Raw genomic sequence first — 12160 nt, 5'->3', positions numbered from 1 at the left:
TAACTACCAAGCATGAACGTATAATACCAACTCACTAAACCTTTAATGAATGAATATAATTTCACACCCTATTAATTTTTTTCAACAAGATTAAAAAAAGCGGCCTTAGCCGCTTTTTCAATTTCAATTATTCAGAAGGAGGATTGTCATCCACTACTTCTTCAATAACCGTATCAACTGTTTCAACGTCATCGATATCAATTAAGTCACTTTCTGTAACTTCAATCTCTTCTATACGTTGTAAACCAACTACTTGCTCTCCGTCAATAGTTCTGATCAAAATAACACCTTGCGTGTTACGTCCAACCGTAGAAACTTCATTAACGCGAGTTCGTACTAAGGTACCACGATTAGAAATAATCATTATTTCATCGTTGTCGTCAACTTGAACAGCACCAACAACAGCACCGTTGCGTTCACTCACCTTGATAGATACAACACCTTGAGTTGCACGACTCTTAGATGGGTAATCTTCAAGCTGTGTACGCTTACCGTAACCATTTTCAGTTACAGTTAAAATAGCACCGTCAGTTTTTGGAACAATTAACGATACTACGCGTTGCTCGTCTGGCATTTTTATACCACGAACACCTGTAGCAGTACGGCCCATTGGACGAACACCTTTGAAGCGAATCTCAGGGTTACCTTCTTCGTCTAATACTGGGTTACCGTTTTCATCAACAACTGTTGTTTCTTCAGCTTCTTTGAAGCGTACAACTTTACCTGCATCAGTGAACAACATAATTTCGTTACTACCATCGGTAATATCAACACCAATCAAGCTATCGCCATCATTTAAGTTAACAGCAATAATACCGCTTGCACGTTGACGACTGTAAGCCGTTAATGGTGTTTTCTTAACAGTACCAAATGCAGTTGCCATAAAGATGTATTTATCTTCTGCGTACTCGCGTACTGGCAATATAGCAGTAATACGTTCGTCAGCTTCTAGTGGTAACAGGTTAACAATTGGCTTACCGCGCGCTGCACGACTTGCTAGTGGTAACTGATACACTTTAAGCCAATATAAACGACCCGCTGTAGAGAAACACAATATAGTATCGTGTGTATTTGCAACTAACAGACGTTCAATGAAATCTTCATCTTTCATCTTCGTTGCTGACTTACCTTTACCACCACGACGCTGCGCTTCGTAATCAGATAATGCCTGATACTTCACATAACCTTCGTGAGAAAGCGTTACTACAACGTTTTCTTCAGTAATTAAATCTTCTAAGCTTATATCGTGAGCTGCGGCGTTAATTTCTGTACGACGCTCATCGCCATATTGCTCTTTAATTTCAACTAGTTCGTCACGAATAACTTCCATTAAACGCTCAGGCGTGGCCAAAATATATAAAAGATCTGCAATTAAATCTAATAAGGTTTGGTATTCACTTATAATCTTTTCGTGTTCAAGACCAGTCAACTTGTGTAAACGTAAATCTAATATTGCTTGAGCTTGTTGCTCAGAAATATAATATTGACCATCACGAATACCTAAATCATCAGCAAGCCAATCTGGGCGGGCAACATTATCTTCGCCTGCTTTTTCAAGCATGCCTTGTACATGACCTAGTTCCCACGGACGTGCTGTTAAAGCAATCTTAGCTTCAGCAGGTGTAGGAGATTTACGAATAAGCTCGATAATTGGGTCAATGTTTGCAAGTGCAATCGCTAAGCCTTCTAGCGTGTGAGCACGGTCGCGAGCTTTGCGTAAATCAAACACGGTACGACGAGTTACTACTTCACGACGGTGAATAATAAACTCTTCAAGCATTTCTTTTAAATTAAAACACTTAGGTTGGTTATTAATTAAAGCAACCATATTCATACCAAACACAGTTTGTAACTGAGTTTGTGAATATAAGTTATTTAGAATAACTTCGCCTACGTCACCACGTTTTATCTCAATAACGATACGCATACCGTCTTTATCTGATTCATCACGTAGCGCGCTAATTCCTTCAATTTTCTTATCTTTAACCAGCTCAGCAATTTTTTCAATTAGGCGAGCTTTGTTAACTTGATAAGGAATTTCGTGAACGATGATTGTTTCACGGCCTGTTTTTTCATCGGTTTCGACGTCGGCGCGTGCACGCATGTACACTTTACCACGGCCAGTTAAGTAGGCTTGTTCGATGCCCTTCTTACCGTTGATAATTGCAGCCGTTGGGAAATCAGGACCAGGGATATAATCCATTAACTCTAAAATAGTTAAATCAGGATTTTGAATAAGTGCCAAACACCCGTTCACAACTTCAGTTAAGTTATGTGGTGGAATGTTTGTAGCCATACCTACTGCAATACCCGACGAACCATTCACTAATAAATTAGGAACTTTCGTTGGTAAAACATCAGGGATGAACTCTGTGCCATCGTAGTTAGGAACGAAATCAACCGTTTCTTTTTCAAGATCGGCTAATAACTCATGCGACATTTTTGCCATACGTACTTCTGTATAACGCATTGCCGCTGCTGAATCACCATCAACCGAACCGAAGTTACCTTGGCCATCTACAAGCATATAACGTAGTGAGAATGGCTGAGCCATACGAACTATCGTGTCATAAACTGCACTGTCGCCGTGTGGGTGGTATTTACCGATTACGTCACCGACCACACGGGCCGATTTTTTGTAAGGCTTGTTCCAGTCATTACTAAGCTCGTTCATTGCAAACAAAACGCGGCGGTGAACAGGTTTTAAACCGTCACGTACGTCTGGTAATGCACGTCCTACTATTACGCTCATTGCGTAATCTAAGTAGGAGTTTTTTAACTCGTCTTCAATATTGACTGGCAGAATTTCATTGGCGAGATCAGTCATTTGATATCACATTCCTTCAGTATCAGCTCTCAACAACCCGGTATTGGGTATTAAGAGTATTGTTATTATTTCTAACAGCCATGCTATCACAATTAATTTCAATTTACAGGCGCAAAACTTTGCGATTTATCAATTTAGCCCTATATAATGGCCTCAGATTGACGAGGAAGTATTTTATGACCGAACATCAAAATGTAGATCACGCAGAAATAGCAAAATTTGAAGCCATCGCAGAACGTTGGTGGGACCTAGACGGAGAATTCAAACCTCTTCACGAAATTAACCCGTTACGCCTAGACTTTATAGCAAACAAAACGCAGGGCTTATTCGATAAAGAAACACTCGATGTTGGCTGTGGCGGCGGCATTTTAAGCCAAAGCATGGCGCGTATGGGTGCTAAAGTAACCGGTATCGATATGGGACAAGAGCCTTTAACTGTTGCTAAATTGCATAGTTTAGAAACAGGCGTAAATGTAGATTACATAAAAGTACCTGCCGAAGAGTTTGCATCACAAAACCCAGAACGTTTTGATGTAATAACGTGTATGGAAATGCTTGAGCACGTACCCGACCCTGCTTCTATCATTCATGCAGTAGCTGCACTTGCAAAGCCAGGTGCAGATGTGTTTTTTTCAACCCTTAACAAAACCCCTAAAGCATATTTGTACGCAATTGTTGGTGCCGAAAAGCTGTTAAAAATGGTACCTGAAGGCACACATGACCATAAAAAGTTTATTAAACCTGCGCAACTTATTGCATGGGCAGAGCAAGCGGGTTTAAAAGTACGTGCAAGTACAGGACTTTCTTATAACCCACTATCAAAGCAATATACGCTTAATAACGACGTTAGCGTAAATTACATACTTTATTTTGAGAAGTTAGCTTAATGGCTAGCTCTCAATCCCCTCTATCTCTTATTGAGTACGATGCATTTTTATTTGATTTAGACGGCACCCTACTCGATACCGCTGATGATTTAGGCGCTGCTTTAAACGCAGTGCTTATTAGTAATAAAATCACACCTGTTAGTAGTGATGTATACCGCCCTGCGGCATCTAACGGCGCAGGTGCATTATTAGAGGCTGGTTTTAAAGAGTTATGGGCTAAACAACACCAAAGCGAGCTTATTAAGCAATTAGTTGACGAGTACGCTGCAAACATAGCAAAGCACACGCATTGCTTCTCTGGTGTTGAATCGCTACTTATCGCCCTTGATCAAAAAAAGATCAAGTGGGGGATCATGACCAACAAACCTGGCTTTTTAACCGATCCTTTAGTGGCTGCTATCCCCGCTTTAAAAAACGCCAGTGTAGTAATAAGTGGCGATACCTTGGCAGAGGCCAAACCATCACCGCTACCACTGCTACATTGTGCAAAGCTTATGGGGGTAAAACCAAACCGTTGTTTGTACATTGGTGATGCACAGCGTGACATACAAGCAGGCAAAGCGGCAGGTATGCACACTGCAACGGCACTATGGGGTTACATACCAAGTATTGATGAAGCCAACAGCTGGAATGCTGATTTTAACTGGCAAAGTCCAATTGATGGTTTTAACCATATATAGTGCTATGTTAATTATTAAACACTATATATTGTGATTGTGTTAGTTTTCACACAAAGCTTGTCGATAAAAAAAGCAGTCAGAATTTATTTTTAAAATGCGTAAATTTAGCAGATCATTAGTTGATTTCTGCATATTCTAACTTAAATGATTGTTCGAAGGTGAGTGTCTACTAACACAAATGTGTTATCCCAAAGTTATCCACAAATAGGGGCAATTATGTCCCTTGCAAAACAACTCAGACCACACTATCTTGTGATCTCTAAATTGAACAACACCAGATATTGTGGCCAAATGTTATTCAATTAAATTCGCCAATACGGTGAAACTTATAATAAATGAGTACTTACCTTGCCATTGCGAGGTATGACCCATTGGTCAAAATACATAATTCCCAAGGAATACAGGCAAATGAACCAACAGTTATCTGTAAGCAAACGTGACGGGCGTAAAGAGCCTCTTGATCTTGATAAGATCCATCGCGTTATTGAATGGGCCGCCGAAGGTTTAAAAAACGTATCGGTTTCGCAAGTTGAATTAAAATCACACATTCAGTTTTACGACGGTATTCGTACTAAAGATATACACGAAACCATTATTAAAGCTGCTGCAGATCAAATTTCAAAAGAATCGCCTGATTACCAATACCTAGCGGCACGTTTAGCTGTATTCCATTTACGTAAAAAAGCGTACGGCCAATTTGAGCCACCACGTTTATTTAACCATGTAACAAAAATGGTTGAAGATAAACGCTACGACGCTCACTTACTTGTAGATTACACAGAGCAAGAGTTAGACGAGCTTGATGCGTACCTTGATCATTCTCGCGATCTTAACTTTAGCTACGCGGCTGTAAAACAGCTTGAAGGTAAATACCTTGTTCAAAACCGTGTATCGGGTGAGATTTACGAAAGTGCACAGTTTTTATATATTTTAGTAGCGGCGAGCTTATTTTCTGACTACCCACGTGAAACACGCGTTTCGTACATTAAGCGTTTTTACGATGCGGTATCGTTATTTAAAATATCACTACCAACGCCTATTATGGCAGGTGTACGTACGCCGACTCGCCAGTTTAGCTCATGTGTATTAATTGAATGTGGCGACAGCCTTGATTCAATCAATGCTACATCGTCTGCAATCGTTAAATACGTTTCACAACGTGCGGGCATTGGTATTAACGCAGGTCGTATTCGTGCGCTAGGTAGCCACATTCGTAATGGCGAAGCGTACCACACTGGTTGTATTCCTTTTTATAAGCACTTTCAAACAGCTGTTAAAAGCTGTTCACAAGGTGGTGTACGTGGCGGCGCAGCAACATTGTTCTACCCGCTTTGGCACCTAGAAGTAGAAAACCTACTTGTGCTTAAAAATAACCGTGGTGTAGATGACAACCGTGTTCGCCATTTAGATTACGGCGTACAGTTTAATAAATTAATGTATTCTCGTTTAATTAAAGACGATTACATTACGTTATTTAGCCCATCAGACGTGCCAGGCCTTTACGATGCATTTTTTGAAGACCAAGAAGAATTTGATGCGCTTTACGTAAAATATGAGCAAGACGAATCTATTCGTAAAAAGCGTATTAAAGCGATTGAGCTTTTCTCAATGTTTGCACAAGAGCGTGCAAGCACTGGTCGTATTTACCTACAAAATGTGGACCACTGTAATACGCACAGCCCGTTTATTGCTAAAGTTGCGCCAATTCGCCAATCTAACTTATGTTTAGAAATTGCATTGCCAACTAAGCCACTAAACAACGTAAACGATGAAGAAGGCGAAATTGCCCTTTGTACACTGTCTGCGTTTAACTTAGGCGCCATTGAGTCACTAGACGAGCTTGAAGAGCTAGCTGAACTTGCAGTGCGCGCACTTGATAACTTACTTGATTTCCAAGACTACCCTGTACCGGCTGCAAAAAATGCGACTATGGGTCGTCGTACACTAGGCATAGGCGTAATTAACTACGCATACTACCTAGCTAAAAATGGTAAGCGTTACTCAGATGGCAGCGCAAATGCACTGACCCACAAAACGTTTGAAGCGATTCAATACTACCTAATGAAAGCATCAAACGAGCTTGCTAAAGAGCGTGGTGCATGTCCTAAGTTTAACGAAACAACGTATTCACAGGGCATTATGCCAACAGATACGTACAAACGTGACTTAGATAAAATTTGTGATGAACCACTTCACCTTGATTGGGATACATTACGTGCCAGCATTAAAGAGCACGGCATGCGTAACTCAACACTAAGTGCGTTAATGCCTTCAGAAACATCGTCGCAAATCTCTAATGCAACAAATGGTATTGAGCCACCACGTGGTCACATTAGCGTTAAAGCAAGTAAAGACGGTATTTTGAAACAAGTAGTGCCTGAGTACGAACGTTTAAAGAATAACTACGAGTTATTATGGGATATTCCATCAAACGATGGTTACCTGCAGCTTGTGGGCATAATGCAAAAATTTGTTGATCAAACTATATCGGCAAACACAAATTATGATCCAAATAAATTCGAAGGCGGTAAAGTACCTATGAAAGTCTTATTAAAAGACTTACTAACTGCGTACAAACTGGGTGTTAAAACACTGTATTACCACAACACTCGCGATGGTGCCTCAGATATGCAAGAAGATACTCCAGAAGTGGAAGATGATGATTGTGAAGGCGGCGCGTGTAAAATATAGTTATTAATTTTTATTTTAAGCGGGCATTTAGCCCGCTTTTTCTGATAGTTTTTTGAGTGATAAACATGTCTTATACTACATTTAGCCGAAACCATAATAACCAAATGCTAGAGCCAATGTTTTTTGGCCAAACTGTAAACGTATCTCGTTATGACCAACAAAAATACCCAATTTTTGAAAAATTAATCGAAAAGCAACTGTCTTTCTTTTGGCGTCCTGAAGAAGTAGATGTAAGCAAAGACCGTTTAGACTTTCAAGCATTACCCGATCACGAAAAGCATATATTTTTAAGTAACTTAAAATATCAAACTTTGCTTGATAGTGTACAGGGCCGTTCACCTAACGTTGCCCTACTTCCTATTGTATCGTTACCAGAGCTTGAAACATGGATAGAAACATGGGCATTTAGTGAAACCATTCACAGCCGCTCGTACACGCATATTATCCGTAATGTTACGCAAGCCCCTGAACTTATTTTTGATGACATAGTTAGCAACGATAAAATCAGCGAACGCGCCGATGCAGTAACCACATACTACGATGATTTAATTAATTCAGTGTCGCTTTACAACCTTTACGGTGAAGGCAAACACGAAATTAACGGCAAAACAGTGATCGTTAATTTGTTCGAACTTAAAAAGAAACTTTACCTTGCCATGATGTCGGTAAATATTCTTGAAGCCATTCGTTTTTATGTAAGCTTTGCGTGTTCGTTTGCGTTTGCTGAGCGTGAATTAATGGAAGGTAACGCTAAAATCATTAAGCTTATTGCGCGAGATGAAGCGCTTCATCTTTCGGGTACCCAGCATATTTTAAATATTATGCAAGACGGTAAAGACGACCCAGAAATGGCAATTGTTGCAGCTCAGTGCCGCGACGAAGCGATTAAAATGTTTGTAGAAGCCGCAGAGCAAGAAAAAGAATGGGCAGAGTACCTATTTAAAGATGGTTCAATGATTGGTCTAAACAAGCATATTTTATGTCAGTACGTTGAGTACATTACTAACGCACGTATGACCGCTATTGGCTTACCAGCACAGTTTGAAAATAACAGTAACCCTATTCCGTGGATTAATTCATGGTTAGTGTCTGATAACGTGCAAGTAGCACCACAAGAAGCTGAAATTAGCTCATACCTTGTTGGTCAAATCGACTCGCAAGTTGATGCATCTGAATTTGGTGACTTTGATTTATAATGAGTGACAAGTCTACTGCAAGCATAACGCTTGCAGAAAACAGCCAGTGTATAGAATTTACCACTGGCTGCCCTTCTGTTTTACAGTGCTTAGAATCCATGAAAATAGACGTCGCGTATCAATGTCGCGAAGGTTATTGCGGCGCCTGTCGGGCAACGTTAGTTTCAGGTAGTGTTGAGTATAACGAAGAGCCACTGGCGTTTGTGCGCGAAGGCGAAATACTCCTGTGCTGCTGCAAGCCTAATGGCAATATAAGTATTAATTTAAAGTAATCTAAACGCTAAATACTGTTTATAAACGCCAATCTAATTGTTAATACCCGATAACTAGCGCTTTAGCTTGTTTACGTGTTACTGAACGAGCTTCACACGCATTGAAACTGACGCGCTTCGCCCTAAATTATCAACCACTCTTACATCAAATTCGCCTACTTGTGGCTGCCAGAAAAAAGGCGCATCCCGCTCTACTTTACCTACAAAGCTGTTATCTACAAACCAGTATAAAATTCGTGAGTCTATATCTGTGGTTGCACTAAAAGTGCAGGCTTTCTTGCTTTAATTTACTGGCTCTTATCATGTAGCTAATACCAATTCCAATAAATAGCTGATCTATTTTACTTGCTAAAACAACCCATTTCTTTGTTGTAAATTTCGCAAAGGGAACAACCATTTACATCAATTTACGCCTAGAACTGAATTATTTTTTCGGCGTAAAATTTAGATCACATACTTAATGGAATTGGTATAATTAAATTACTCAGGGATGTAATAGTCGGTGCTGAGCCTTGTGTACTCGTGTCATTAATTAAGCATGAATCTAAATAAGGTGGAGGCTGGCGTTTAACTATACCTGCTTGTTTAAATAATCTGACTAAGTCAGATGGCCAAAATTCATAAACTGCTTTTGTCGTTGTAGCTTCATTATATTGGCATGCACGTAACCCAGATGCTTTATCAATATAAATTTCACGATGTACATCCGATACTTTAATTGGCGACTTACCTGGAATAAAAAGCCCTTTTTCTGTTTTAGGGCAATGCACATTAGGTAAATCGCCTGTTGTAGAACAAATATCTACTTCTGTAATATTTAAACCACCTGGTTTTATATCGCCTTTGATTAAGCCGTAACTATCTAATGAACGTATTATTTCGAAAAACAAAGGCGCGACTGCTTGTCGCCTTGTATTCTCAATTATAAATAATTATGTATCAGATTGGAGTCAGTGAGCTTGCCTTTTTGTCTGCACCTTCTTTAAATTAATTCGACTTCATTACCGGCGAAGCCTGTTATATTAATTGACTTTTAGAGTTTCATTCCATTTAGCGAATCCACCTTCTAAATTCCTAACGGAGGTTAGACCCATATCAAAAGCGAGCTTAGCCGAAAATAGCGAACGCAGGCCATGCGCGCAATAAAAAATAAAAGTTTTATTCTGGTTAAAAAAATCATTATGTACAGGGCTACTAGGATCAATAAGAAACTCAAGCATTCCCCGAGGAGCAATAAAAGCACCGGGAATAATACCCTCTTTGTTTATCTCATCTTTCTCTCTGACATCTACAAAAGCATATTCACTACTATTCTCCATACTTTTCGCTTCTTCTACTGATACGTTCTTAATGACCGACCGAGCTTCAGCTGCAAATTCATTTATACCTTTAACAATTGTTTGTGACATTTATTTCACCGTTTAAGTTTGCTTACCTAAGTAAGTCGCTAATCTTGGAATAAAGATGCATAAAAAACAAAAACACTTATAAATAAAAAATTGCATCTTTTAATAAACATATTCGTCTTATTACTGATTGGACATAATTATCAAGGTTTAAAATGAAAATTGAGAAACTAAGCAGTGAATTGGAAAACAGCTTCGTCCGGAATAATAAAGTAATGCTAAATAACATTTTTGGTACAACTAATGTTACTCCTTTTTGGGTTGCCGATATGGACCTTAAAGTAGCAGAAGATATCACTATAGAGCTTCAGCGACTTGTAAATAGAGGGAATTTTGCCTATGAATACAATTCACAGCAAGTCTTTAATTCAATTAGTAGATGGTATCAACGAAGACATAATTTAAAGCTAGATTCTAATAATTTCGTTCAAGTAACAGGTGTATTAACAGGCATAGCATTACTGATTCGTGAATTAACCAAAGAAGGTGATGGAGTATTAATACAATCACCTGCATATCACCAATTTTCAAAGGTAATTAGCACAGCTAAAAGAGAGGTAGTTAAAAGCCCTTTAAAAATTATCAATGGCAGGTATGAAATGGACTTTGAAGATCTGTCTAAAAAAATGTCATCTCCAGATGTAAAGGTAATGATTTTATGCAGCCCTCACAATCCCGTTGGACGAGTCTGGCTAAAAAGCGAGCTTGATAAAGTCATACAAATTGCGAACAAAAACAATGTGACTATTATAAGTGATGAAATTCATTCCGATATAATCTTCGAAGGACATAAGTTTACTAGCCTTATGGAATCTGCCGCTAATAAACATGTAGCTTTGATTGGGTCACCTTCTAAAACTTTTGGTATGCAAAGTATCTCAAATGGGTATCTATATACAGAAAACAAACTTATTTTTGAACGCTTAAAATTACTCGCTGAATCTCTCTATATTGATCATGGTAATGCTTTTACAACTTTTGCGACGATTGCCGCTTATGACAAGGGTGAGGAGTGGTTAAACAACTTTCTAGAATATATGCAGAAGAATATTGATTGGATAAAAGCCTACCTAGAAGATGAATTACCTCAAATTAAAATGTTTCCTGTCGAGGGGACCTATCAAGTATGGCTAGATTTTTCTGAAACAGGACATGAGGCTAGTGACTTAATTAACCTATTTGGTGATGCTGGTTTTGGCGTTTCACCTGGTAAATGGTTCAGTAACGATGCGGCACAATTTGCACGAATGAACTTTGCTTGCCCAACAGAGCACATTGAAGAGGCATTTAAACGGTTAAAAATAGTAATGGACAAGCAAAAATCCGTTATTAGCACTTACTAGACAAGATATTTCGAGCAGTTGCTGCTAAACATTCATGCAGTAAACCACTTTAATATCTGAATAAAAGTTAAAAGGGTAAATTATGCTTAATGGTAAAACCGCATTAATTACAGGTGGCTCTAGCGGAATTGGCTTGGCCACAGCCAAATTAATGGTAAAGCTCGGCGCCAAAGTTGCAATCACAGGAACTAATAAAGAAAAGCTAAAATTAGCAAAGAATGAAATAGGCTATAATATAATCACTATTTGTGCAGATGTCAGCCAGGCTAAAGATCTTAAATATATGTATGAACAAATAAACAATGAGTTCGGTCAGCTTGATATTTTTTTTGCAAATGCAGGCATAGCTTTCGCTACCCCGTTGGGGAGTACAAATGAAGAACAGTACAATAAATTAATGGATGTAAATGTCAAAGGTGTTTTCTTTTCAGTCCAGACAATTTTGCCCTTAATGAAAAATGGTAGTTCAATAATACTAAGTACTTCATGGCTTAATCAAATAGGAACAGCTGGAAAATCTATTTTATCAGCTTCAAAAGCAGCGGTAAGGTCTTTTGCTAGAACAATGTCGGCTGAATTAATAGAACAAAACATCCGTGTTAATTGTATTAGTCCTGGAACAATAATTACCCCATTACATCGTGCACCTAACGAAACTGATGAGCATTTTGAAGGTTATGTAAAGCAATTAGGTAAACAAGTTCCTATTGGGCGTATGGGTAGTGCTGAGGAAATAGCTAATACTGTAATTTTTCTTGCTAGTGATGCATCAAGCTATATGTTGGGTGCTGAGTTAGTCGTAGATGGTGGTAGATCTCAACTTTAGGAAATAAACTTAAAGACATCCTAACTGGAGTA

General features: G+C 38.9%; 10 protein-coding genes and 1 pseudogene. 7 read left to right on the top strand and 4 right to left on the bottom strand.

Going from position 1 to position 12160, the window contains the following annotated elements:
• Window positions 1-127: 127 nt before the first annotated feature.
• A complete protein-coding gene (gene gyrA / locus PX700_RS13710; RefSeq protein ID WP_197175224.1) occupies window positions 128-2827 on the bottom strand; it encodes a DNA topoisomerase (ATP-hydrolyzing) subunit A in 2700 nt (899 codons plus the stop codon).
• Window positions 2828-3003: 176 nt separating this feature from the next.
• Here gyrA and ubiG point away from each other — a divergent pair, with 176 nt between their 5' ends.
• The 5 genes from ubiG to yfaE all read left to right on the top strand — a co-directional run bounded on the left by ubiG (window position 3004) and on the right by yfaE (window position 8553).
• Complete coding sequence (ubiG, locus tag PX700_RS13705) at window positions 3004-3714, top strand: bifunctional 2-polyprenyl-6-hydroxyphenol methylase/3-demethylubiquinol 3-O-methyltransferase UbiG (RefSeq protein WP_007376602.1); 711 nt, start codon at window positions 3004-3006, stop codon at window positions 3712-3714.
• Window positions 3714-4394 (top strand): HAD family hydrolase, encoded by a 681-nt coding sequence (locus PX700_RS13700; RefSeq protein WP_479520999.1) that lies wholly within the window; start codon window positions 3714-3716, stop codon window positions 4392-4394. Before ubiG ends, PX700_RS13700 begins: the two co-directional genes overlap by 1 nt.
• 408 nt (window positions 4395-4802) lie before the next feature.
• Window positions 4803-7085: a class 1a ribonucleoside-diphosphate reductase subunit alpha gene (gene nrdA / locus PX700_RS13695; RefSeq protein ID WP_415636015.1), complete on the top strand. Its 2283-nt coding sequence runs from the start codon at window positions 4803-4805 to the stop codon at window positions 7083-7085.
• Between the two features lie 65 nt (window positions 7086-7150).
• The gene (nrdB, locus tag PX700_RS13690; RefSeq protein ID WP_165727486.1) at window positions 7151-8281 is read left to right on the top strand and encodes a class Ia ribonucleoside-diphosphate reductase subunit beta; all 1131 of its coding nucleotides are present in this window, start codon (window positions 7151-7153) and stop codon (window positions 8279-8281) included.
• Window positions 8281-8553, top strand: a complete 273-nt coding sequence (gene yfaE / locus PX700_RS13685; protein WP_415636014.1) for a class I ribonucleotide reductase maintenance protein YfaE — start codon at window positions 8281-8283, stop codon at window positions 8551-8553. The genes nrdB and yfaE overlap by 1 nt, the downstream gene beginning before the upstream one ends.
• 78 nt (window positions 8554-8631) lie before the next feature.
• Here the strand turns inward: yfaE and PX700_RS13680 are convergent.
• The 3 genes and pseudogenes from PX700_RS13680 to PX700_RS13670 form a co-directional block, all read right to left on the bottom strand.
• Window positions 8632-8808 (bottom strand): annotated as a pseudogene (locus PX700_RS13680) (hypothetical protein); the annotation flags it as partial.
• A gap of 194 nt (window positions 8809-9002) precedes the next feature.
• The gene (locus PX700_RS13675) at window positions 9003-9443 is read right to left on the bottom strand and encodes a hypothetical protein (protein ID WP_479520998.1); all 441 of its coding nucleotides are present in this window, start codon (window positions 9441-9443) and stop codon (window positions 9003-9005) included.
• Window positions 9444-9575: 132 nt separating this feature from the next.
• Complete coding sequence (locus tag PX700_RS13670; RefSeq protein ID WP_415636012.1) at window positions 9576-9962, bottom strand: rhodanese-like domain-containing protein; 387 nt, start codon at window positions 9960-9962, stop codon at window positions 9576-9578.
• A 152-nt stretch (window positions 9963-10114) separates the two neighbouring features.
• Here PX700_RS13670 and PX700_RS13665 point away from each other — a divergent pair, with 152 nt between their 5' ends.
• Together PX700_RS13665 and PX700_RS13660 are read left to right on the top strand one after the other, a co-directional pair.
• On the top strand, window positions 10115-11302 hold the full coding sequence (locus PX700_RS13665) for a MalY/PatB family protein (RefSeq protein WP_479520997.1): 1188 nt from the start codon (window positions 10115-10117) through the stop codon (window positions 11300-11302).
• Window positions 11303-11384: 82 nt separating this feature from the next.
• Complete coding sequence (locus PX700_RS13660; RefSeq protein WP_479520996.1) at window positions 11385-12128, top strand: SDR family oxidoreductase; 744 nt, start codon at window positions 11385-11387, stop codon at window positions 12126-12128.
• Window positions 12129-12160: the final 32 nt, after the last annotated feature.

This window comes from Pseudoalteromonas sp. TP27 (genome assembly GCF_056470645.1).
The sequence above is the reverse complement of the archived record's forward strand: the minus strand, read 5'-3'. Positions and strand labels throughout refer to the sequence as shown.